The sequence below is a fragment of the Bacillus cereus group sp. Bc061 genome, from assembly GCF_027715825.1.
GTDB classification, from domain to species: domain Bacteria; phylum Bacillota; class Bacilli; order Bacillales; family Bacillaceae_G; genus Bacillus_A; species Bacillus_A paranthracis.
The window spans coordinates 319,622-344,391 of record NZ_JAQFTZ010000003.1; the positions used below are offsets into that span (position 1 = coordinate 319,622).

Sequence of the window (24,770 nt, forward strand, 5' to 3'; positions counted from 1 at the left end):
TGTATATCTTTCTCCAATAGTGGAACTCTCAAACAAGCTATATTTTGGAAATGTAAAATAATGAATAAAAAATAGCATCCTCTTATAAGAAAGAGGATGCTATTTGAATATTTCATAATAGTAAAGGCTATACTACAATTAGTCTTCGCGTTTTTTCACTTTTTTATAAAAGGAAATAAGTGGTTTGTAACGTTCATGTACAAGTCCAATTACTTCAGCAATAATTTCTGTAAAGAAGATTAAAACGAAAAGAAGAATAATGGATAACCATAATGTTGCACTAGTAAAAATAATAGCATTTACGCTAAAGAAGATACCAAACGCGTATATAATTAGTACCGTTTTGCGATGTGAGAAGCCCATTGCAAGTAAACGGTGATGTAAATGCGATTTATCTGGTGCTGAAATAGGTTTTTTATTTACGATACGACGGATAATTGCAAATGCCGTATCAAATACAGGTACGCCTAAAATGATAACTGGAACGATAAAGCTGAATAACGTTACACTTTTGTATAATCCAAGTAACGATATAACAGAAATACAGTATCCTAAAAATAGTGCTCCTGTATCTCCCATGAAAATTTTTGCTGGATGGAAGTTGTAGAATAAAAATCCAATTGTACTTGCAAGTGCAATTAGTGCTAGCGGTAAAATGATAGCCGTTCCAGTACCCCATGGGCTAGTGAAGGCCATGTATGCTAGCGTTGCCAGTACGATAGATGAAATACCAGCGGATAATCCATCTAAGCCGTCAATTAAGTTGATTGCATTTGTAATACCTACAATCCAAAATACTGTAATTGGGTAAGCAAGCCATCCAAGTTCAGTATCCCCGAGGATTGGAATATATAATACTTGCACTAATAATCCACTTTTTACAATCATAATGGCAACTAATAGTTGTCCACCGAATTTTACCTTCGCAGATAACTCGTACATATCATCTAAAATACCGATGATTACAATGATAATCGCACCTAGCGTTATCGATAACATTCTTTGTTCATATAAGCCACCGACAACAAATCCAACAGCCACACCAATAAATATTGCTAACCCGCCAAGACGAGGCATAATCTTTTGGTGCACTTTACGCGCGTTTGGCTTATCTGTTGCTCCTATTTTAAAAGCTAACTTAATAACTAAAGGAGTAACGACGAGTACAGTGATGAAAGATGCCAAAATGGCATAAATCACTTGTGAGTCCATTAATACCCCACCCTTTTATAGTCTAACGTAATTTTTTTTAATATATTTATCTGAAAATTATGATGTTTATTTACAGGCTCATAACATATGGTATCACAAAAAGATTAGAATTCAATCTTTTTTTCGTTTTATGGTAAATGGAAGCAGATAGAATATATGACAATGGTATACAGAATGTTGAATCGTTTGAGAAGGTTAATCGTATTGGGCTTTGAAATATGACATTTTCTCTTTCTCTTTAATAGCGAATAATTTTATTTCAATATTATAAGTGTTACACGTAGAAATGAGTAAGTTCCGTGTTAAAATGTGGGAATTTTTCAAGCCTGAATGTGCAACTTTAATCTCGGTAAAATTTCTATTTGTTTTATGGACAATATTTAATTTTACAAAAACTTAAAAAAGAATGAAGAAAGCAATTCATATAATAAAGAAGTAAAAAAGTTTTCTCATTTTTAATGTGAGAGGGGGAAGCACAGGGGAAATTCTATGTATTCGTATATTTTCTATTGTATATTCCTGTGCGAAAAGGAAATGAAAATTACGATAATAGGTACCGGATACGTTGGATTGATTACAGGAGTAGGATTGGCAGTATTGGGACATTCGGTTACATGTTTTGATATAAATGATGAGAAAATTGAACGGATAAAACAAGGGGATCTGCCTATTTATGAAGTTGGCTTATATGAATTAATACATGATGCGTGTGAGAATAATCGTTTAACTTTTACAACAAGTAAAGAAGAAGCATTTCATGATGCAGAATTTATATTTATTGCAGTTGGAACGCCATCGTTATTAGATGGGACAGCAGATTTAACATATATTCAAAATGCATGTTTTGATATTGGAACATATGCGACTAAAGACATTATTGTTGTTACAAAAAGTACTGTTCCTGTAGGGACGAATGGTGCTATGAGGGGATGGATTGAGGAGACATTACAAAATAGGCATGAATTACATATTGTATCGAATCCCGAATTTTTACGGGAGGGTTCAGGGATTTACGATTTTTTTCAGGGAGATCGTATTGTAATTGGAGCTGATAATGAGGAAGCGGCGCGAAAAGTTGAGAATTTATATAGTAAATTACATTTGCAAACGTATGTTACAGATATAAAAAGTGCAGAGATGATTAAATACGCATCGAATGCCTTTTTAGCGACAAAAATTAGTTTTATCAATGAAATTTCAAATATATGTGAGAAGGTAGGAGCTAATGTATTAGATGTTGCAAAAGGAATGGGAATGGATAAGAGAATTGGGTCGTCTTTTTTAAATGCGGGCATTGGTTACGGGGGATCGTGTTTTCCGAAAGATACGAAAGCGCTTGTGCAAATTGCAGGGAATGTGGCACATGATTTTCGTTTGTTAAAAGCCGTCATTGAAGTAAATAATAAACAACAGCTATTATTGATTGAGAAAGCGAAGAAAGTAATAAATATGAACAAGAAGCGAATTGCAGTGCTGGGAGCAGCATTTAAACCGAATACAGATGATATAAGAGACGCACCGTCCCTTATTATGATACAAGAATTAATGAATATAGGTGCAGACATAGTGCTATATGACCCGAAGGCGATTCAAAATATGAAAAATATCTTTGGAGAGGCTATACAATATAGCGAATGTATAGATGAATCGATTAGAGGAGCGAGTGCGGCTTTTATCGTGACAGAATGGGAGGCTATCCGAACGTATCCGTTAGGAAAGTACGTACAACTTATGAGAGAACCTATTTTATTTGATGGAAGAAATTGTTATACTAATGAGGATGTTAAGAAACAAGGAATAGATTATTATTCTGTTGGAAGAGAAAGTATTCATAAGAGGGATTTTTCCGTTATTCGTTAAAAAGGTATGTATTCATGTATATTCTTATATGTCATAATAGGATTTGTAACTAGTGAAAGAAAAGAGGCAATGAAATGACTGAACGTTTAAAAGTAATGACAATTTTCGGGACACGTCCAGAAGCAATTAAAATGGCACCTCTTGTATTAGAGTTGCAAAAGCATCCAGAGAAAATTGAATCGATTGTGACTGTAACAGCACAACATCGTCAAATGTTAGACCAAGTATTAAGTATCTTTGGAATTACACCAGATTTCGATTTGAATATTATGAAGGATCGCCAAACTTTAATCGATATTACAACGCGTGGTTTAGAAGGTTTGGATAAAGTAATGAAAGAAGCAAAGCCGGATATCGTACTTGTACATGGTGATACGACGACAACGTTTATCGCAAGCTTAGCTGCTTTCTATAATCAAATTCCAGTAGGTCATGTCGAGGCAGGACTTCGTACATGGGATAAATATTCTCCATACCCAGAAGAGATGAATCGTCAATTAACAGGTGTAATGGCAGATCTTCATTTCTCACCTACAGCAAAATCAGCAACGAACTTACAGAAAGAAAATAAAGATGAATCACGTATTTTCATAACAGGAAATACAGCGATTGACGCACTAAAAACGACTGTAAAAGAAACATATAGTCATCCTGTACTAGAGAAACTTGGAAGTGATCGTCTTGTACTTATGACAGCTCACCGTCGTGAAAACCTAGGAGAGCCAATGCGTAATATGTTCCGTGCAATTAAGCGTCTTGTTGATAAGCATGAAGACGTACAAGTTGTGTATCCGGTTCATATGAACCCTGTTGTTCGTGAAACTGCAAATGATATTTTAGGCGATCATGGCCGCATTCATTTAATTGAGCCGCTAGATGTAATTGATTTCCACAATGTTGCAGCTCGTTCATACTTAATGCTAACTGATTCTGGTGGTGTACAAGAGGAAGCTCCGTCATTAGGTGTACCGGTTCTTGTTCTTCGTGATACAACAGAGCGTCCAGAAGGTATTGAAGCAGGTACGTTGAAATTAGCGGGAACAGACGAAGAGACAATCTTTAGTCTTGCTGATGAGTTGTTATCAGACAAAGAAGCTCATGATAAGATGTCAAAAGCATCTAATCCGTACGGTGATGGCCGCGCATCAGAGCGTATTGTAGAAGCAATCTTAAAACATTTTAATAAATAAAAAAACAGCCAAATCGCATGCGATTTGGCTGTTTTATTGCTGATTTCTCATAATCCACTCTGCATGAGCATTCGTAGAAGGAGGGGGATCAGTTGGTGTTTTGTTCTGATTCTGATTCGTTTCTTTCTTCGCTTTCTCGTTAGAGTTCGAATTTGAAGAAGGAGTGGATTCCGTTTTTGTTGTTGAATTTTCTTGCGTGGTTACCTTTTCTCCTAGTTCTTTTTTAATTTCGTTACGTACTGCCTCAACACCGTTTGGATCTGGAAGGAAGTAATAAATACCACCTATTTTTTTGTCTTCTCCTTCAAGTTTGAGTGTTTGTATTGTGGAAGGATCAAACCCAGAAAGTTTCTTGTAAAGAGCAAGGCCATCTGAAATAGGAATGTCAGTTTTTATATATTTTCCAACGACTGCTGTCAAATCTTTAATTTTAAATACGGTAGAGGTGGAATTTAGTTTTTGAGCAACAGCAGCTAGTAATTGTCTCTGTCTAGCAGCCCGGCCATAGTCACCATTCGGATCTTGCTTTCGCATACGAACGTAAGCGAGTGCTTCTTCACCATTTAATTCTTGTTGTCCTTGCTTAAATTCGATTTTTTTGTAGTAATCCACGTCTGAACGCTCCCAAAAATCGAAGGGGACATCAACAGTAACACCGCCAACAGCATCAACAATACCTTTAAAGCCTTGGAAATCAATTTTAAGATAATGGTCGACAGGCACTTTTAGAAAACCTTCGACAGTTTTGATTGCCATTTCTTCTCCGCCGTAAGCATGCGCAGCGTTAATTTTGTCCTCTTTATTCTTTCCGACAATTGGAACGCGACTATCCCGAGGAATACTCATAAGCGAAATCTTTTGCGTTTTCGGATTGACTGTCGCAAACATTAATGAATCTGTACGACCATTTTGGCCGTCTGTTGCATAATCTTCTATACCCATAATAAGGAGTGTAAAAGGCTCCTTTGTAATTTCTACATCTTCGGTTCTCAAATCCGATTTTTCACGAGTAAAACCACTATACATCCCCATGAGAGAAGAGTAGGAATTTAATATATAAAGTCCTACACTACCAAATAAAAATAAGAAAATAAGGAAGTAGAAAAACTTTCTTCTTCGTTTCTTTTTTATTCTGCTATTTTGGAGATGATAATAACGTTCTTCCATATATAATCTCCTTAGTTCATTTGTAGGAAAGTAATTCACTACATTAATCTTTAAAGGCGATACAGTATTTATTCTTAGATAACATCTTGTTCTAAGTACAACATATCTCCTTCTGTAATTGTACATTTCCCATTTGTTAATTCAATCATCCAATCCGTGAATGGTTGTTTTCCATCTTCTTCTACATACGTATCAAATGTGACATTTTCGAGGTAATGTATATCTTTAATAGCATATTTTGAATTGCGTAATTCATTTTCAATTTTACCAAGTAATGTGTAATCAATTTCGGTCTGCATAACACGCATTAATTTTCGCTCGACAACACCGACATGATTAATGCCTTCGCTTGTACATTTTCCATATGCGCGAATTAATCCACCAGCGCCCAGTTTGATGCCACCAAAATAGCGGGTAACGACAACGACGGTATCTTTTAAACCGCGTTTTTTTAGTACCTCTAACATAGGTACGCCAGCTGTACCGCTAGGTTCACCATCATCATTTGCTTTTTGAATTTGATCTTGTTCGCCAATTAAATAAGCAGAACAATTATGTGTTGCATTCCAGTTTTGTTTTTTGATTTTTTGTATGAATTCTTGAGCCTCTTCTTCGGTTGTAGCACGACTAACATAACAGATGAATCTTGATTTTTGAATAACAATTTCGTGTTCACCGTAGTCTTTTATTGTTAAATATTGTAATAACACTTGTATACGCTCCTATCCATCAAAATGACTAGTACTTTACATTTTAAAAGCGGGCGTTTTTATATTCAAACATTTTTTATAAATAAGCTGAAATTTTTGGTGAGTGTTTTACCTTTTTGTTGTAATTTGTCGAGATGATGAGTATAATTTCAAACCCGCATTTTCATGTATGGATGCACCATTTTTAGTTTTCGTGTAAAATTAGGAAATAAAAACTTTTTTATAAGGCAGGTACGAAAATGAAAACAGCTATTGTTACTGATAGTACAGCATATATACCGAAGCATATTCGTGATGAACTCAATATATATATGATTCCATTAAACGTTGTGTTTGGAACGGAATCTTATCAAGAAGAAGCTGAAATTTCAGCAGATGATTTTTATGTAAAAGTACGTGAGCAAGAAGAACTTCCAAAAACTTCTCAACCAGCAATCGGAAAGTTTGTTGAGCTATATGAAGAATTATCTAAGGATTATGATGCAGTTATTAGCATTCATCTTTCAAGTGGGATTAGTGGTACATATCAAACTTCAACGACAGCTGGTCAAATGGTAGAGGGTATTGATGTATATACGTACGACTCTGAAATTAGTTGTGAAGTACAAGGATTCTACGTGCGTGAAGGTGCAAAGCTAGCAAGCGAAGGGAAGGATCCAAAAGAGATTATCGCCCGTTTTGATGAAATGAAGAAAACGATGGACGCTTATTTTGTAGTAGATGATTTACACCATTTACAACGTGGAGGCCGATTAAATAGTGCGCAAGCTTTCATCGGTAGTCTGTTACAAGTAAAGCCGGTTTTATATTTTAGAGACAAAATCATTATCCCGTTTGAAAAGATTCGTACGCGTAAAAAAGCGTTAAAACGTATCATTGAAATTTTTGATGAGCAAGCAAGTAAAGGTGTACCTATGGAAGCAGTTATCATTCATGCACAACGTGAAGAGGAAGCGAATGAATGGAAGGCAGAATTAGAAGCAAAATATCCTCATGTTACAATCCGCACAGGTTATTTCGGTGCTGTAATTGGAACGCATTTAGGTGAAGGTGCATTAGGTCTTGGATGGTATACGAAGTAATAAAGATATAAAAAGCTCTCTTTCGGAAGAGGGTTTTTTTACGGATATTTTACGTGAAGTTGACAAGTTAATATTTGGAAATGGTAAAATGTACGTAAAATAAAATAATGAGGAAAGTTTTATAACTTACTTTTTACAAGAAACTATATTATAATAGAAGAGAGGTGAAACATATGGAGCATAATTCTTGTTTATGTCCAAAGTTTGAGTCAGCTTTTACTTTGCTTAGTAAGAAATGGACTGGCTTAATTATTAAATCTTTGCTGGAAGAGTCAAAACGTTTTAGAGAAATCGCAGATATTATACCGAATATGAGCGATCGTATGTTATCAGAGCGTTTAAAGGAATTGGAAAGCGAAGGCATTGTAGTTCGTAATGTTTATCCAGAAGTACCAGTTCGAATCGAGTACGGCTTAACGGACAAGGGAAAAGCGTTAGAAAGTGTTATGGATGAAGTCCAAAATTGGGCTGAGAAATGGATGAAATAACGTTTTGATTTCATCCGTATTAGTATATTTAATAAAACGTAAGGGAAACCTTGCGTTTTTTTCTTTGCTTATAAAAACCTTTTAAAACTCTACACATATATACAAAAATATGCATATTTTGCGATGGTGTTACATATAATATTACATTTGTTTTACAAAAGCGTAACATTAGCAAAAAAAATCCCGAATTATGGTATAAATTTTATAGGTTATATACGGAAAAAGAAAAAAGAAAGCGGTGTAAAAAATAAAATGAAAAAGCTAAAAATGGCATCTTGCGCATTAGTGGCAGGGTTAATGTTTTCAGGACTAACACCAAATGTATTTGCTGAAGATAAAATTTCTGACGTGAAATCACAAATTAATACACAAAATGACACTTTACATAAACAACAACAAGAACGTGATGAATTACAAAAACAAATGAATGACTTAAACAAAACAATTCAAGGTTTAGATAAGTCTGTTCAAGAGAATGCTGCAAAGCTTGATGAAACAACGAAAAAAGTTGCGGACACTGAGCAATTAATCGAAAAGAAAAATAAAGATATTGCAGAATTACAAACGAAAATTGCAAAACGTGAGGAGTTATTAAGAAAACGTTTAGTTGCACTTCAAGAGCAACCAAACACAAACGTTGTAACAGAAGTTCTTGTAAACTCTAAAAATCTTGCAGATTTAGTTGATCGTTTAAATTCAGTTTCTAAAATTCTTGAGTCTGACGAAGACATCATGAAAACACAACAAGAAGATCAAGCGAACGTGAAAAAAGATGTTGAAACGGTAAAAACAAAGCAAAAAGAATTAAAAGAAGCACAAGCTCAAATTGAAACTGCTAAAAAAGAACTTGATGTTGAAAAAGCGAAAAAAGCAGCGGCAGTAAACGATTTAAGCGGTAAAATGGATACAGTTGTAACTTCAATGACAAGTACGGAAGAACAATTGAAGGAGCTTGAACAACAGGCATTAAAATTACAGCAAATTGCTGAAAAAGAAGCACAAGAAAAAGCAGCACAAGAAGTTGCTGCTCAAAAACAAGCAGAACAAGCTGCACAACAAGCACAAGCGCAAGCTCCAGCACAACCGTCACAGGCTCCAGCTCAGCCAGCACAAACACAAGCAGAGCCAGCAGCTCCAGCAAACAATGACGGACAAGATAAAAAAGAAGAGCCTAAGAAAAAAGAAGAGAAAAAAGCAACACCAGCCCCAGTAGTACCAGCTGACAATGGTGGCGGAAGACAAGATGTTGTTGAAAAAGCTAAAGGCTTAGTAGGTTTAAAATACGTATGGGGTAGTGCGTCAATTTCAAATGGTGGATTTGACTGCAGTGGTTTAATCTCTTATGTTTACGGTTTAGGTCGTCAAGATACTAGAGGTTTATGGAACTCTGTACAAAAGATTAGCGCATCTGAAGCAAAACCAGGAGATCTTATCTTCTTACAAGGTACTTACAGAACAGGCGTATCTCACGTTGGTATTTATATTGGTGGCGGTCAAATGATTCATGCTGCTGATGAATCAACAGGTGTTACTTACGGTAGCGTAAATAGCTCTTACAACCAAAAACATTTCTTAGGTTACGGTAGATTATAGGATTATAATTGAATAAAAAACGTGTATAAAGTCGATAGCTTACTATTTTATAAGTAGGTTATCGGCTTTTTTGCGTTTTTACGAGATTATAAGAAAGGCTTATAGTAGTGCTGGAGGTGATTGCTAATGCTTGCTGGAAAACAGTTGCTATTAGAAGAACTCTCTTCAGATTTACGGAGAGAATTAAGTGATTTGAAAAAGAAGGGAGAGGTTGTATGTGTACAAGGTATAACAAAGAATACTTCTAAATATATATGTCAGCGCTGCGGAAATATAGAGCAGCGGCTATTTGCATCATTTTTATGTAAAAGGTGCGGTAAAGCATGTGCGTATTGCCGGAAGTGTATCACGATGGGGAGAGTTAGCGAATGTACTGTACTTGTTCGCGGGATTCATGAAAGAAACGGAGACAGGGAGCTAAATCCATTACAGTGGAATGGGGCTTTATCGATTGGTCAGGAGTTGGCGGCGCAAGGAGTTATAGAAGCGATTAAGCAGAAAGAATCTTTTTTTATTTGGGCTGTGTGCGGGGCTGGAAAAACAGAAATGTTATTTTACGGTATAGAAGAGGCGCTCCAAAAAGGAGAAAGAGTTTGTATCGCAACGCCAAGGACTGACGTTGTACTGGAATTAGCGCCGAGATTACAAGAAGTGTTTCCAAGTATAACTGTAGCTGCTTTATACGGAGGGAGTGTAGATCATAAAAAAGATGCAGCGTTAGTCGTTGCAACGACTCACCAACTGTTACGTTACTATAGAGCGTTTCATGTGATGATTGTAGATGAGATTGATGCCTTCCCGTATCATGCAGATCAAATGTTACAGTATGCAGTTAGGCAAGCAATGAAAGAGAAAGCAGCGCGTATTTATTTAACTGCAACCCCTGATGAAAAGTGGAAGCGTAATTTCAGAAGAGGGAAACAAAAAGGTATCATTGTTTCGGGAAGATACCATCGTCACCCGTTACCAGTTCCTCTATTTAGTTGGTGCGGAAATTGGAAGAAAAGCCTCCATCATAAAAAAATTCCTCGTGTGTTACTACAATGGTTAAAAATGAACTTAAACAAAAAGTATCCTATTTTTTTATTTGTTCCTCATGTGCGATATATAGAAGAAATAAGTCAGTTGTTGAAAGGGTTGGATAATAGAATCGATGGCGTGCATGCAGAAGATTCGATGAGAAAAGAAAAAGTAGCATCTTTCAGAAAGGGAGACATTCCGTTATTAGTTACAACGACAATTTTAGAAAGAGGAGTAACTGTGAAGAACTTACAAGTGGCTGTGTTAGGAGCTGAAGAAGAAATTTTTTCAGAGAGTGCGCTCGTACAAATTGCAGGCCGAGCGGGGCGTAGTTTTGAAGAGCCATATGGTGAGGTTATGTATTTTCATTACGGTAAGACAGAGGCAATGGTACGCGCGAAAAAACATATTCAAAGTATGAACAAAAATGCGAAAGAACAAGGATTGATCGATTAATGCATTGTTTACTTTGTGATGAATATATGGTGGAAACAGTTAGTTGGTACACCTTTTTTGTAAAGTCCCCAAAAAAATATGTATGTGATAGATGTGAGCAAAAACTTTCCTATATTATAGGAGGAATTTGCATGGATTGTGGTCGTCCTTTAGATGACTTACCTACTCGATATAAAGAAAATGACATTTGCATGGACTGTGTAAGATGGAGGAATGAGGAAGGATATCGTCCTTTTAAAAATCGTTCGTTGTACGTGTACAATGATGATATGAAAGGTATACTAGCGCAATTTAAGTTTCGAGGTGATGCGGAGTTAGTTCGTATTTTTTATCAATCTTTTCGGGAGTTATTTCAAAAGTATTTTACGGACGTTTCAACTGTTATTGCTGTTCCGCTTAGTAGGGAACGGGAATATGAACGAGGTTTTAATCAAGCAGAGTTATTAGCAGCTTGTTTGCCTGTCAAAAATTTTTATTCATCATTAGGAAGGAAGGAAACAGAAAAGCAAAGTAAGAAGTCGCGTAAAGAAAGGCTTTCGGGAAGTAATCCTTTTTATTTTCAGAGAGAAGAGATGTTTCATGGTCAACATATTTTACTTGTTGATGATGTATATACGACAGGAATTACAGTGAGACAAATTGGAAGTCTTTTCTATGATAAAGGAGCAAGCGAAGTTTCTAGTTTGACGCTCTGTAGAAGTTGATCTGTAACTGTCGAAAGAGATAATAAAAAGACGATAAGTCTTCTTTGACTTCGTAAGTTGTCATTCGTTATAGTGAAATTATGGGGCAAATGCCCTGATTTTTAGAGTGAAGGGAATGGAATGAACATGCAAGGAAGAGTAAAATGGTTCAATGCAGAAAAGGGATTTGGGTTTATTGAGCGTGAAGACGGTGATGATGTGTTTGTTCATTTTTCTGCTATTCAACAAGATGGATATAAGTCATTGGAAGAAGGGCAACAAGTTGAGTTTGATATTGTAGAGGGAGCACGTGGACCGCAAGCAGCTAATGTTGTAAAACTGTAGGTATATTGTTTTTGGGAAGAGAAAGCTGCGCTTGTGGCAACGTTATATATATGGTAGAACCTCTTGTTTTTTTGCAAGGGGTTTTTGTTATAAAATGAGTTGTCAAAAAGTTGTTTCTTTTCTGTAACGAATTGTCCACAGTTATATTCGTTATTCACGATGTTAATAGGATAAAATAAAGATAGAAACGATGCATCTTTTCATTTCAACAAAAAACGATAAAAAAATCGCAATTCCACTAATTTTTTTTAAAAAGTTAGAAGGAGTTTTTAAGCCGGTGTCGAAATTATAGTACATAGGCTTGAAAGGAGGAATTCATCTATGAAATTCAACATTCGTGGTGAAAATATTGAAGTAACTCCAGCATTAAAGGAATATGTAGAGAAAAAACTAAGTAAGTTAGAGCGTTATTTTGATACATTCCCAGAGATTAAAGTTAATTTAAAAGTATACTCTGACAAGCAACGTGTCGAGGTAACAATTCCATTTACTGATTTATTACTTCGTGCAGAAGAAACTAATAGCGATATGTACGCTGCTATCGATTTAGTAGTTGATAAACTTGAGCGACAAATTCGTAAACATAAAACAAAAGTAAATCGTAAGTTACGTGAGAAAGGTTCTATGAAAACGAACTTTATCCTTCCAGAAGCAGTAGCTGTTCTGGATGAGGTAGAAGAGGATGAACTAGAACTTGTACGTACAAAACGATTCGATTTAAAACCGATGGACGTTGAAGAGGCAATCCTACAAATGGATATGCTAGGACATAATTTCTTCGTCTTCACAAATGCTGATACAAATGAAACTAACGTTGTATATGGCCGTAAAGATGGGAAATATGGTTTAATTGAAACTAAATAATAATTCAAAAGCGTAGCCGAAATGGCTGCGCTTTTTTTGTATTTTTATTTTTCGCAGCAAGGTTAAAAAGCTTTGTAAGGAGCCGATTTCATTAAGAAGTGATTTTAGGCATTATTTCGTTAAAATCGCATGAGAAAATTCAAAACTTAGAGAAGTGAGTTACTCGTTATTATTTGGAACAAGCATAGGAATGTAGCTATCTTTACAAGTAATTCTTTGCTAGGAGTATATTATTGTTTTTGAAAATTTAACAAAATGTTCGCAAGTGTAAAAGTAATATTAAATATTCTGAAATCCATTGAAGGTGTGTTGAGGTGTTGTTACCATAATATTGCATTATATTGATTTTATTCATTCAGTGGAAAAATAAAATCAATATAATGCTACAAATTATCGGAGGTGCTTTTAGTGAGCATTAAGAAAAAAAGTCGTTTTAGGTTTGGATCTGTTTTATCGTTAGGTATTTTAGCTAGTACTTTCGCTTTAACCGAACCGGCTAAGGCTAGTACAAGGGATGACCATGTGAATTTTACCTTTAGACTTTGGAGTCCATATGATTATACTAATGCACGTCCTAAAGAGACGCCTACCTCTATGTATATGCGTGTGAAGAGCAGTGAGAAGGGCGGAGGTTCCTTCAATGTTTGGACAGAAGCAGATAAAAATAAAAATGCAGAAGATAGAAAATGGGTAAATGTTTCAGGTAAGCATGAAGGAACAGTGATACCAGGTAGAACATATCTTTTTCAAAATTATGCATATGAAAACCATGGGAAAAATGTGCCTGTGAGATTTGGTGGTTATTCTAGAGAAAATAATGCTTATCCTACTGCTTGGAGTCCTGATAGTGTAAGACCTAGTGGACCTTACACTGAATATTGATTTAGAAATTATAAATTGAAATTATTTATTTTATAGTGCTAGAAAAAGTCGTATAGTTTCAAATCCGGATTATACGACTTTTCCTGCTATTTCATTTTTAAAATAGGAGGAGCTGTAATGAGGTTTCTTTCAAAATATATTTTAGTTTGTTTTTTTATATTGAGTATTAGTTTCTTAGTTTCTTGTCAAAAGAAAGTAGATGAACCTATTGTACATGTTGAAGATACTTTAACGGAAAAAGATAATTTGAAAAGTACTCAGTTGCAAGAAATTAATAAAAATACTATTTATGAACAAGTATTTTCGGGGAATAAAAATGGTAATGATTTCTTTCAAGGACAAATAGATAGAAATGATATTGCAATAGAAGATAGGCTTTCAGATAAAAATTTAAAGTCAGGAGTTATACCAGAAAATTATTATGTTTTTTTAACGGGTGTTACGAATGAGAAAAAACCAACGTATCTTTTGGGGCGGATTGAACAAATTGATGGCAAAGTAATACAGTGGAAACAAGAAGTTAAGAGTGTAAAAAGAAAAGGCACAAATGATGTTTATCAGTATGAAGTTGAGTTTCCTAAATTTGAAGGAGAGAGAGCAAATGTTTCTTTTCGTTACATTTGGTTAAATAAAGAAAAGAAATGTTATGGTGTTGCAGATCAATTGTTCATATTAAAAAAGATTTAAATTTAATGGTTTATGGAGGAGCTATAGATGAGTTACTTTTTAGGAAGGATTTTAAAAGGTAGGATGTTTTGGTTGTCTTTATTTATTATGTTAGTAATTGTTATTGCTCAATATATTGCTATGTTTGTTACAACTAAAGGATTTAACGATGCTGGGATTATAAAGGTATCCCCATATTTATCTAATATTTTATATTTTAATAGATTATCGTTTTATAGTGAGTTTTATTTACTTATATTTCCTATGCTTTCCGCGATGGCTGTAGCAGGGATTTATAGAATTGATAAAAATTATGGATTTATTTATCCTGTTATTTCTAAGATGGGAACATGTTATTATTTTAAGCTACTTTATTTTATTAATTTTATTGTATCTTTTTTTATTATAAGTGTCCCTTTACTATTTAATTTTTATTTATATGTGATGACTTATCCAACAGTTGCTCCGCATCCAATATTAAATTATATGGCTTCTACTGTTTCGCCAACAGCTCAATTTCATATAGTTTATTATAAGTACCCTACTTTATATTTTCTAATGTATGTATTTTTAAATGGTTTATACGGTGCGGTTTTTTCGAGTTTAGCTTTATCAGTTTCGTTTTTTATAAAACGAGTTTATTTTGTTTATTTAGTTCCATTTATTTTACATATTTTTTGGCTTGGTATTGGAAAAGGGATTCTCAATCCTAAAGATTATTTAATTAAAGATTTTGGGTTTTTTGAATTACAAATTTTTCTTAGTGTACTGTTATGTATTTGGTTTTGTTCTGTAGTTCTTTATTTACGGGGGAGTAGGAAGCATGTTCTTTTATAATGTTATGAAAGAAACTATAAGGATGAAATATGTTTGGTTAAGTATTCTCTTTTTACTTAATGTCAGTATCATTGGTTGTTTGTTCAATTATTTTGAAACCGGAATTATAAAAGAGAAAATGAACGAATTGGAAGTTTTGTATAAGGTTATGTCGTTTTATAATTTATCGACTATATTTATTCCTTTAACTATCGTCTTTTCTGTATATTCTATGTCGAATTTTTTTAGTATTTATGTTGTTTACAGAGTGAATAATGCATTGAAATTAGTTTCCATATATTATTTGAAGCTATTCGTTTTTGTTTACTTTTTTGCTGGGAGTATGATTTTACAGTTGTTTTTGATGTCAAATATGATGGCTGTAACTAGTGTTGATGTAAATTATCCATTATTATTTTGCATTCAATTATTTGCGAGTGTTTTTATATGTATGATAAGTGCTTTATTGCAATTATTTTTACCTAGTTTACTTGTAATAATATGTATGATTACTGCTGTTTTATTAGATAGATTTATATTACATGGATTTTTATTTACAAATGCTTTTTATATAAATGTCTTTGAAGATGCTACTGGTTTATTTATACGCTTATTTGTCTGTCTTTTTATCTTTTTTATAAGTGTATGGATTTTATCTAAAAAAAGTTATATTTCTATGAATGATGAGACAGAGGTGATCTAGTTTACATTATGATCTTATATTATTTGTTAAAAAGAGATTTACATGTAAGGTTTCGAGATTCCATCAAGATAATGGCTTTTTTATTCTTAATTTACGCTATTATTGCAATTGCTTTTTTATACAATCAGCCTCTTAGTAATGGCAAAGAATCTGTATTAGTAGATGTTACCTTTTATCGATTTTTTCATGGAGTAGACTTTGTGGATTTATCTTATTTTTATAAGGAGGGGCGATTTTCTATCCCTTTTTATTGGATATTCTTTCAAATCACTCCTTTGTTGCTTGTAGGGAATTTTGCTTTTTCAGATATTCAACAGAATGGTGTTTATTTATTTCCTCGTGTTAAGAAGAAGCATTTTCTGTGGTTAACGAAAATGTTATCTTTGTTTTTTTACATAGTTTGTATTTGGGTTGTTATGTATTTTATTTGGTTTATGGTGTACTATTTGTTTCCTTATGGCGAGAGTTCTTTATATAGTCAATTTCCTTATAAGATATTAGGTACTATGCTAATTCAAATCATTATCAGCTTTTTATTAGCTTTGATTTTTGAGTTTTTAACTTTTTATATACCGATAACTATTGTTTTTGTACTAATGTTATTTTACCTATTTTTGTCTATTTTCTTTCATAGTATTTATTTTTTAGGCTCTTTTGTTATGCCGAATCGTTGGTATTTTGTTGATCACAGTTCAATTCAATTGACTTTAGGTAATAATCAATCTATTCAATATAATGATTTACTTTTAATAGGAGTAGTAATTGTTGTTGTAATGATTTTATTAGGTAGTTTTTGTTTTAAAAAACTAGATGTGATAGGTGAATAATTTATGGACAATTATATTAAATGTGAATGTATGACGAAAAGATTAAAAGGAAATATTGTGTTAGATAATATTAGTTTGTCAGTAAAAAAAGGCGAATTTTTAGTTTTGAAGGGGCATAATGGCTCTGGTAAAACGATGATTTTACGCGCTATCTCAGGGTTAATGCGTTTGAATTCTGGAGTTGTTTATATAGATAATGAAATAATTGGAAAACAAAAGCAATTTCCTGATTCTATGGGAATATTGATTGAATATCCAAGTTTTATTCCAGGGTATACTGGTTTTCAGAACTTGAAATTTTTATCATCGATTAACAATAAAATCTCCGATGAGGAGATTTATAATATTATTCAAAGGGTTGGACTTGATAAAACAGATAAGAGAAAGTATAAAAGATACTCTTTAGGTATGAAACAACGTTTAGGAATAGCGCAAGCTTTAATGGAACAACCAAAATTACTGTTATTAGACGAGCCAACGAATGCTTTAGATAGTGATGGGATAAAAGATGTTTTAGATATTTTGAAAGTAGAAAAAGCCAAGGGAACGACTATTGTTGTAGCCAGTCATGATGTGCATGTTCTAGATAATGAAATGGTAGATCGTATTGTACATGTTAATAATGGAAAGTTGGTAGATTAAGAGTGACAAGAAAATATGTCTTAATAAGCGTTGGATTGTGTCTGTTGCTATGTATATTTGCTAGTTTATTAAGATTTAAAACATTAAATCTTAATAATGAATCTTATAAAGTGGTAAAAGATGAGTTTTTATCTAATAGAACTTTTGAAGATGGGCAAGGAGTTACGTTTCATGCACTTAATCCTCTTGATCCTACAAAAGTTTATGATCCCTATGAAGACCGTGAAGTAGTGACGTATGTTTTACCTTTAGATATTACAAATACAACAAATCGAGATATTAACTTGCTTAGTAATAAGTCTATTTCCGATACAATGTTTTATTCTAAAATAGGTGAGTTTTATAATTTAATCCCTTATTCAATGGAATTACCTAAAAAATATCAGTTTGATCCTGTAATACCTGCTGGTAAAACAGTACGAGGGTATATAGGGACAAATTATTTTATAGGAGATGACCCTTATAAAAATTATAAAAACTTTTCAAATGAATCAACTAAAGTGAAATTCATTTCGTGTATAAAGGATAAGGAAGGGAAATATCATGAATTAGAAATACCGATAAATTAATAAAATTTATGATTGATACAGCTATATTTTAATGTTGTTTGTAGATCTTGCAACATAACAATATTTTTTAAAGTCGGAGTTTTTTTGCAGGTGTAAGTACCCATGGATGCTACACCTGCGAAGTTTCCGGCTTTTTGTAATTGTCGATTTAGATTTTATTAAGGAATTTCTGGTAGTCATGTTCTTTAAAAGGAAACTTGAAAGAATAGGACTTAGATTTAATACGAAATTTGTAACGTGAAATTGAAATAGCGAGACAGAGAAAAGGAACGTAACAAATAAAATAAAAACTTTTTTTGAATATAAGGCCCGACATTTTGCCGATTGTTGTCATAGTTATAAGACAAGTGTTACAATTATCATTAGGTATATACATTTTAGTTTTTTTAATTAGGAGAAAAATTGGCATAACATACATTTGATTTTTATAACGACTGATTGTAATAGAGAAAAAGAAAAAACAATCGGAAGTTTTATTTTAATAAAAAGAGGAGCGTATTTCCTATGATCGGTATTTTAAAAAAGGTATTTGATGTAAATCAACGCCAAATTAAACGTATGCAGAAGACAGTTGAGCAAATTGATGCATTAGAGCCATCTATTAAGCCATTAACTGATGAACAATTAAAAGGGAAGACGCTTGAATTTAAAGAACGTCTAACAAAAGGTGAAACAGTAGATGATCTACTACCTGAAGCTTTTGCGGTTGTTCGTGAAGCTGCGACTCGTGTTCTTGGAATGCGTCCGTATGGTGTACAGTTAATGGGTGGTATTGCCTTACATGAAGGGAATATCTCTGAGATGAAAACGGGTGAAGGTAAAACGTTAACATCTACATTACCTGTATATTTAAATGCTTTAACAGGAAAAGGTGTTCACGTTGTTACAGTCAATGAATACTTAGCACAACGTGATGCGAGCGAAATGGGACAACTTCATGAGTTCCTAGGATTAACAGTAGGAATTAATTTAAACAGTATGTCACGCGAAGAGAAACAAGAGGCTTATGCTGCTGATATTACGTATAGCACAAATAATGAGCTTGGATTCGATTACTTACGTGACAACATGGTTTTATATAAAGAGCAGTGCGTTCAACGCCCACTGCACTTTGCTATTATCGATGAAGTCGATTCTATCTTAGTCGATGAAGCGCGTACGCCACTTATTATTTCTGGACAAGCTCAAAAATCAACAGAGCTGTACATGTTTGCAAATGCATTCGTTCGTACGTTAGAAAATGAAAAAGATTATTCATTTGATGTGAAGACGAAAAATGTAATGTTAACAGAAGATGGTATTACGAAAGCGGAGAAAGCTTTCCATATTGAAAACTTATTTGATTTAAAACATGTAGCGCTTCTTCACCATATTAATCAGGCACTTCGTGCGCACGTTGTTATGCATCGTGATACAGATTATGTTGTACAAGAAGGCGAAATCATAATTGTAGACCAATTTACTGGTCGTCTTATGAAAGGTCGTCGTTATAGCGAAGGGTTACACCAAGCTATCGAGGCAAAAGAAGGCGTAGAAATTCAAAATGAAAGTATGACGCTTGCGACAATCACATTCCAGAACTACTTCCGTATGTACGAAAAGTTATCTGGTATGACTGGTACAGCGAAAACAGAGGAAGAGGAATTCCGTAACATTTATAATATGAACGTTATCGTAATTCCAACGAACAAACCGATTATTCGTGATGACCGTGCAGATTTAATCTTCAAATCAATGGAAGGTAAATTTAATGCTGTTGTTGAGGATATTGTAAATCGTCATAAACAAGGGCAACCAGTTCTTGTCGGTACAGTTGCAATCGAAACGTCAGAACTTATTTCAAAAATGTTAACGCGTAAAGGTGTACGTCATAACATCTTAAATGCGAAAAACCATGCGCGTGAAGCGGATATCATTGCAGAAGCAGGTATAAAAGGCGCTGTAACGATTGCGACGAACATGGCAGGTCGTGGTACAGATATTAAGCTTGGAGACGATGTGAAAAACGTTGGTTTAGCCGTTATCGGTACAGAGCGTCACGAAAGTCGTCGTATTGATAACCAGTTACGTGGTCGTGCTGGTCGTCAAGGGGACCCAGGTGTTACGCAGTTCTACTTATCAATGGAAGATGAACTAATGCGTCGCTTCGGTTCTGATAATATGAAAGCGATGATGGATCGCCTTGGTATGGATGATTCTCAGCCAATCGAAAGTAAAATGGTTTCTCGTGCAGTAGAATCTGCGCAAAAACGTGTAGAAGGAAATAACTATGATGCACGTAAGCAGTTACTACAATATGATGATGTACTTCGTCAGCAACGTGAAGTTATTTACAAACAGCGTCAAGAGGTAATGGAGTCTGAGAACTTACGCGGTATTATTGAAGGTATGATGAAATCTACAGTAGAGCGTGCGGTTGCACTTCATACACAAGAGGAAATTGAAGAAGATTGGAACATTAAAGGTCTTGTTGACTACTTAAATACAAACCTTCTGCAAGAAGGAGATGTGAAAGAAGAAGAATTACGTCGCCTTGCTCCAGAGGAAATGAGCGAGCCAATTATCGCGAAATTAATAGAGCGTTACAACGAAAAAGAGAAGCTTATGCCAGAAGAGCAAATGCGTGAGTTCGAAAAAGTTGTTGTATTCCGTGTTGTAGATACGAAATGGACAGAGCATATCGATGCGATGGATCACCTTCGTGAAGGTATTCATTTACGTGCTTACGGTCAAATTGATCCACTTCGTGAGTATCAAATGGAAGGGTTCGCAATGTTCGAGTCAATGATTGCTTCTATTGAAGAGGAAATTTCTCGTTACATTATGAAAGCTGAAATTGAACAAAACTTAGAGCGTCAAGAAGTTGTTCAAGGTGAAGCTGTTCACCCATCTAGCGATGGCGAAGAGGCGAAGAAAAAACCAGTTGTAAAAGGTGACCAAGTGGGCCGCAACGATTTATGTAAATGTGGTAGCGGTAAAAAATATAAAAACTGCTGTGGCATTGGGAAGTAATATAGGGCGGTAGCCCAGGCTGCTTTGCAAACTTTTACATCAAAAATGTATAATTAAGAAGGATTAAACTCTCTCCGTCATAAGTGGAGAGAGTTTCCCTTGTTTTCATACGAAAGTAACAGCAATTACATAGAGGTGAAGGAAATGGAATTAGTAGAAATTAGACAGGAATTAGAGAAAATGGCTAAGAGATTAGCGGCTTTTAGGGGGTCTCTTTGACCTCCCTACTAAGGAGAAACAAATTGCAGAATTAGAAGAGAAAATGATGGGCGCAGGATTTTGGGATGACCAACAAGGCGCACAAGCTGTCATTAACGAAGCAAATGCACTGAAAGATATGGTTGGAAAGTTCCGTCAGCTAGATGAGACGTTCGAAAACCTAGAAATTACGCATGAGCTTTTAAAAGAAGAGTATGATGAAGATTTACATGAGGAACTTGAATCAGAAGTAAAAGGCTTAATTCAAGAAATGAATGAGTATGAGCTGCAGTTACTACTTAGCGATCCTTATGATAAAAATAACGCCATTTTAGAATTACACCCAGGTGCTGGTGGAACAGAGTCACAAGATTGGGGCTCTATGTTACTACGTATGTACACACGTTGGGCTGAAAAACGTGGGTTTAAAGTAGAAACTGTTGATTACTTACCAGGTGATGAAGCTGGTATTAAGAGCGTTACTTTATTAATTAAAGGTCATAACGCTTACGGTTACTTAAAGGCTGAGAAAGGTGTACATCGTCTTGTACGTATTTCACCATTCGATTCTTCAGGCCGCCGCCATACATCGTTCGTATCTTGTGAAGTTGTACCTGAGTTCAATGATGAAGTTGAAATTGAAGTGCGTACAGAAGACTTGAAAATTGATACGTATCGTGCAAGTGGAGCGGGTGGACAGCACGTTAATACGACAGATTCAGCAGTTCGTATTACGCATACACCGACAAATACGGTTGTAACGTGTCAGTCAGAGCGTTCTCAAATTAAAAACCGTGAGCATGCGATGAAGATGTTAAAAGCGAAATTATATCAAAAGAAATTAGAAGAGCAACAAGCGGAGTTAGATGAAATTCGCGGAGAACAAAAAGAAATCGGATGGGGTAGCCAAATCCGTTCTTACGTATTCCACCCATATTCTCTTGTGAAAGACCACCGTACAAATACAGAGGTTGGTAATGTGCAAGCAGTTATGGATGGAGAAATTGATCCGTTTATTGATGCTTACTTACGTTCTCGCATCTAATAAGCTAAGTGAAAAAAAGCCAACAAAATTGTTGGCGCACGTTGAGGATATAGAGGACATAAAGAGTGCTATTTTATTTATATGGATGAAGTACAGAGGAAGAGAAGTTGGAAACGACAACTTCTCTTTTTGATGGGATTATATGTAGCATACAATGTTGTATATTGTTTTGTAAAAAGTAGAAAATAGTAAAACAGATTGGCAATAGAGTAAGGCTTTCTACAGAATTTTTCTAAATTCCCGTTCAAAAAGAATCCTTTATAGAAGTTTATAAGTTGTTCACAGAATTGAAACAACTTATAAAAGCTTTATATCATTAGGGTTCTCACTTTATTTTTGAAGAATATGAAATACACCTTAGTTTTTCTATATAAAGATAATGCTTATAATGAAAATGAGTGTGTTAGGAATGAAAAGAATATCAACAATGGGGAGCGATAGAAGTGAAAAAGAAATTATTGGCTATTGCGCTAGGAACATCAGTCGTTTTTGCTTTAGGAGCGTGTGGAAATAAAGAAGAGAGTAAGTCTTCGAACCAGTCTGCAAGTACAGACAGTGCAGAACAAATTTTCCAAAGAAGTTGTGCTGGGTGTCACGCAACAGATTTATCAGGAGCAACTGGACCTGATTTAAGAAAAGTAGGCGGGAAGTACGACGCTGCAGATATCGAAGAAATTATTAAAAAAGGTCGCGGTTCAATGTCGCCAGGACTTATTCAAGGTGAAGATGCGAAAAAAGTAGCTGAGTGGTTAGCTGAACATAAATAAAAAGGGGTAAAATGGACGAGTTGATTCATATAATCAACTCGTTTCCCTTTTTTTGGAATGTAACATAACTGTAACAAAAATGTATCCAAACTGGAAACCGTTTGATGTTACAATGAGGTTTGTAGAATTTTGCTGAAATATATTACATAGAGTAGTATTGCTTAGAAAAAGAGTATAAGTAGACTACCTTCAACAAGAGTGGTTTAAAAGAGAATAAAGGTTTAGCTTTTATTTTCAAATGTACAGAAAAGTATTTCGAAAAAAATCATTAAGTATTGGGTGATAAATAATGATAAAAATGACGAATGTTTATAAGGAGTACCCGAATGGTATGAAAGCCATTGCTGGTCTCACAGTTAACATTAAACAAGGCGAGTTTGTATACGTAGTTGGACCGAGTGGAGCCGGAAAATCTACATTTATTAAAATGATGTATCGTGAAGAGAAGCCATCTACAGGATCAATTAATGTAAATGGTCTTACTATCGAGTCATTAGCAGAAAGAGACGTTCCATATTTCCGTCGTCAATTAGGCGTGATTTTCCAAGACTTTAAATTACTACCTAAATTAACGGTATATGAGAATGTTGCGTTTGCCTTAGAAGTAATTGAAGAAGAGCCAGATGCAATTCGTGAGCGTGTAACAGAAGTGTTAGGTCTTGTAGGTCTTGAAGATCGTGCAGACGCACTTCCAAGCGAACTTTCAGGCGGGGAGCAGCAACGTGTTGCGATTGCGAGAGCAATTGTTAATAGACCAAAGGTTGTAATTGCTGATGAGCCAACAGGTAACTTAGATATTGAAACAGCTCTTGATATTATGAAGATTTTCACGCGCATTAATGAGCGTGGTACAACGATCGTTATGGCGACACATAACGCAGATATCGTAAATACAATCCGTCATCGTGTAATCGCGATTGAAGGCGGAAAAATTGTTCGAGATGAGATGGAGGGAGGATACGGATATGAAGGCTAAGACCCTTAGTCGACATTTGCGAGAAGGTGTAAAGAATCTATCACGTAACGGATGGATGACGTTTGCTTCTGTTAGTGCAGTAACAGTTACATTATTACTTGTAGGTGTCTTTTTAACAGCGATTATGAATATGAACCATTTTGCGACGAAAGTAGAGCAAGATGTAGAAATTCGTGTACACATTGATCCAGCAGCAAAAGAAGCTGACCAAAAGAAATTAGAAGATGATATGAGTAAGATTGCAAAAGTAGACTCTATTAAATATTCTTCTAAAGAAGAAGAGTTAAAACGTTTAATTAAAAGTTTAGGCGATAGCGGAAAGACATTTGAGTTATTTGAACAAGATAACCCACTTAAAAACGTATTCGTTGTAAAAGCAAAAGAACCAACAGATACAGCAACAATTGCGAAAAAGATTGAAAAAATGCAGTTTGTAAGTAATGTTCAGTACGGAAAAGGGCAAGTTGAACGATTATTTGATACTGTAAAAACTGGTCGTAACATCGGGATTGTGTTAATTGCTGGTCTTTTATTCACAGCGATGTTCTTAATCTCTAATACAATTAAAATTACAATTTATGCTCGTAGTACAGAAATCGAAATTATGAAACTTGTAGGTGCAACAAACTGGTTTATTCGTTGGCCGTTCTTATTAGAGGGATTATTCCTAGGAGTATTAGGATCAATTATTCCAATTGGCTTAATTCTAGTTACGTATAATTCGTTGCAAGGTGTGTTTAACGAAAAACTTGGCGGAACAATTTTCGAACTTCTACCATACAGTCCATTCGTATTCCAATTAGCTGGTTTACTAGTGTTAATCGGGGCTTTAATCGGTATGTGGGGAAGTGTAATGTCAATTCGTCGCTTCTTAAAAGTATAAAAAGTTGCAAACATAATTCGTACAAGCTTATCATATAGTAGAAATAGGTAAAGGCATCACACACTGTGTGATGCCTTTTGCTACACCACCTGTGTGTTTTGGAAAGGGGAATTC

24 protein-coding genes are annotated in these 24,770 nt (G+C 34.7%); 21 read left to right on the plus strand and 3 right to left on the minus strand.

The features are described from left to right. Positions 1-138 precede the first annotated feature (138 nt). Positions 139-1,212 (minus strand): glycosyltransferase family 4 protein, encoded by a 1,074-nt coding sequence (locus PDQ40_RS15840; RefSeq protein ID WP_000378309.1) that lies wholly within the window; start codon positions 1,210-1,212, stop codon positions 139-141. Positions 1,213-1,701: 489 nt separating this feature from the next. Here PDQ40_RS15840 and PDQ40_RS15845 point away from each other — a divergent pair, with 489 nt between their 5' ends. Both PDQ40_RS15845 and wecB read left to right on the plus strand, forming a co-directional pair. After that, a complete protein-coding gene (locus tag PDQ40_RS15845) occupies positions 1,702-3,072 on the plus strand; it encodes a UDP-glucose dehydrogenase family protein (RefSeq protein WP_000287649.1) in 1,371 nt (456 codons plus the stop codon). Between the two features lie 74 nt (positions 3,073-3,146). Next, a complete protein-coding gene (gene wecB, locus PDQ40_RS15850; protein ID WP_000140134.1) occupies positions 3,147-4,262 on the plus strand; it encodes a non-hydrolyzing UDP-N-acetylglucosamine 2-epimerase in 1,116 nt (371 codons plus the stop codon). Between the two features lie 33 nt (positions 4,263-4,295). On the opposite strand, the gene PDQ40_RS15855 is transcribed toward wecB, so the two are convergent. Both PDQ40_RS15855 and PDQ40_RS15860 read right to left on the minus strand, forming a co-directional pair. After that, positions 4,296-5,429, minus strand: coding sequence for an LCP family protein (locus PDQ40_RS15855; protein ID WP_000392770.1), 1,134 nt, complete (start codon positions 5,427-5,429; stop codon positions 4,296-4,298). Positions 5,430-5,503: 74 nt separating this feature from the next. Then, positions 5,504-6,139 (minus strand): YigZ family protein, encoded by a 636-nt coding sequence (locus PDQ40_RS15860; protein ID WP_000926683.1) that lies wholly within the window; start codon positions 6,137-6,139, stop codon positions 5,504-5,506. A gap of 239 nt (positions 6,140-6,378) precedes the next feature. On the opposite strand from PDQ40_RS15860, the gene PDQ40_RS15865 reads away from it, so the two are divergent. From PDQ40_RS15865 to ftsX, 19 genes are all read left to right on the plus strand, one after another. Beyond that, positions 6,379-7,221 (plus strand): DegV family protein, encoded by an 843-nt coding sequence (locus tag PDQ40_RS15865; protein ID WP_000844764.1) that lies wholly within the window; start codon positions 6,379-6,381, stop codon positions 7,219-7,221. Positions 7,222-7,394: 173 nt separating this feature from the next. Continuing rightward, on the plus strand, positions 7,395-7,709 hold the full coding sequence (locus tag PDQ40_RS15870; protein WP_000400857.1) for a winged helix-turn-helix transcriptional regulator: 315 nt from the start codon (positions 7,395-7,397) through the stop codon (positions 7,707-7,709). 147 nt (positions 7,710-7,856) lie between these two features. Further along, a complete protein-coding gene (locus PDQ40_RS15875; protein ID WP_000499501.1) occupies positions 7,857-9,302 on the plus strand; it encodes a C40 family peptidase in 1,446 nt (481 codons plus the stop codon). A 126-nt stretch (positions 9,303-9,428) separates the two neighbouring features. Further along, positions 9,429-10,778 (plus strand): ATP-dependent helicase ComFA, encoded by a 1,350-nt coding sequence (gene comFA, locus PDQ40_RS15880; RefSeq protein WP_000879439.1) that lies wholly within the window; start codon positions 9,429-9,431, stop codon positions 10,776-10,778. Further along, complete coding sequence (locus PDQ40_RS15885) at positions 10,778-11,482, plus strand: ComF family protein (RefSeq protein ID WP_025991713.1); 705 nt, start codon at positions 10,778-10,780, stop codon at positions 11,480-11,482. The genes comFA and PDQ40_RS15885 overlap by 1 nt, the downstream gene beginning before the upstream one ends. Before the next feature lie 126 nt (positions 11,483-11,608). After that, positions 11,609-11,806, plus strand: a complete 198-nt coding sequence (cspC, locus tag PDQ40_RS15890; protein ID WP_001162041.1) for a cold shock protein CspC — start codon at positions 11,609-11,611, stop codon at positions 11,804-11,806. A gap of 321 nt (positions 11,807-12,127) precedes the next feature. Next, entirely contained in the window at positions 12,128-12,670 is a 543-nt protein-coding gene (gene hpf, locus PDQ40_RS15895; RefSeq protein ID WP_000671190.1) for a ribosome hibernation-promoting factor, HPF/YfiA family, read from the plus strand. Positions 12,671-13,078: 408 nt separating this feature from the next. After that, on the plus strand, positions 13,079-13,552 hold the full coding sequence (locus tag PDQ40_RS15900) for a hypothetical protein (protein ID WP_000023379.1): 474 nt from the start codon (positions 13,079-13,081) through the stop codon (positions 13,550-13,552). Between the two features lie 117 nt (positions 13,553-13,669). After that, the gene (locus PDQ40_RS15905; protein WP_001211766.1) at positions 13,670-14,239 is read left to right on the plus strand and encodes a hypothetical protein; all 570 of its coding nucleotides are present in this window, start codon (positions 13,670-13,672) and stop codon (positions 14,237-14,239) included. Between the two features lie 27 nt (positions 14,240-14,266). Next, a complete protein-coding gene (locus tag PDQ40_RS15910) occupies positions 14,267-15,055 on the plus strand; it encodes a hypothetical protein (protein WP_000120046.1) in 789 nt (262 codons plus the stop codon). Continuing rightward, the gene (locus PDQ40_RS15915; protein WP_046198063.1) at positions 15,042-15,737 is read left to right on the plus strand and encodes a hypothetical protein; all 696 of its coding nucleotides are present in this window, start codon (positions 15,042-15,044) and stop codon (positions 15,735-15,737) included. Before PDQ40_RS15910 ends, PDQ40_RS15915 begins: the two co-directional genes overlap by 14 nt. 71 nt (positions 15,738-15,808) lie before the next feature. After that, positions 15,809-16,564: a hypothetical protein gene (locus tag PDQ40_RS15920; RefSeq protein WP_103141260.1), complete on the plus strand. Its 756-nt coding sequence runs from the start codon at positions 15,809-15,811 to the stop codon at positions 16,562-16,564. A gap of 3 nt (positions 16,565-16,567) precedes the next feature. Then, on the plus strand, positions 16,568-17,206 hold the full coding sequence (locus PDQ40_RS15925; protein ID WP_000371027.1) for an ATP-binding cassette domain-containing protein: 639 nt from the start codon (positions 16,568-16,570) through the stop codon (positions 17,204-17,206). A gap of 41 nt (positions 17,207-17,247) precedes the next feature. After that, positions 17,248-17,775: a hypothetical protein gene (locus PDQ40_RS15930; RefSeq protein ID WP_033671094.1), complete on the plus strand. Its 528-nt coding sequence runs from the start codon at positions 17,248-17,250 to the stop codon at positions 17,773-17,775. A gap of 504 nt (positions 17,776-18,279) precedes the next feature. Then, positions 18,280-20,787, plus strand: a complete 2,508-nt coding sequence (gene secA / locus PDQ40_RS15935) for a preprotein translocase subunit SecA (RefSeq protein ID WP_000579364.1) — start codon at positions 18,280-18,282, stop codon at positions 20,785-20,787. Between the two features lie 144 nt (positions 20,788-20,931). After that, positions 20,932-22,030, plus strand: a protein-coding gene (prfB, locus tag PDQ40_RS15940; protein ID WP_096001716.1) for a peptide chain release factor 2 whose coding sequence is annotated in 2 segments (ribosomal slippage) — positions 20,932-21,003 and positions 21,005-22,030 — 1,098 coding nt in all. Because the reading frame shifts where the segments join, the coding sequence is not laid out codon by codon here. 443 nt (positions 22,031-22,473) lie between these two features. Further along, entirely contained in the window at positions 22,474-22,797 is a 324-nt protein-coding gene (gene cccB, locus PDQ40_RS15945) for a cytochrome c551 (protein ID WP_000727972.1), read from the plus strand. A 289-nt stretch (positions 22,798-23,086) separates the two neighbouring features. After that, complete coding sequence (ftsE, locus tag PDQ40_RS15950; RefSeq protein ID WP_000594318.1) at positions 23,087-23,773, plus strand: cell division ATP-binding protein FtsE; 687 nt, start codon at positions 23,087-23,089, stop codon at positions 23,771-23,773. Then, on the plus strand, positions 23,763-24,656 hold the full coding sequence (gene ftsX / locus PDQ40_RS15955; RefSeq protein WP_000645019.1) for a permease-like cell division protein FtsX: 894 nt from the start codon (positions 23,763-23,765) through the stop codon (positions 24,654-24,656). Before ftsE ends, ftsX begins: the two co-directional genes overlap by 11 nt. Positions 24,657-24,770 lie beyond the last annotated feature (114 nt).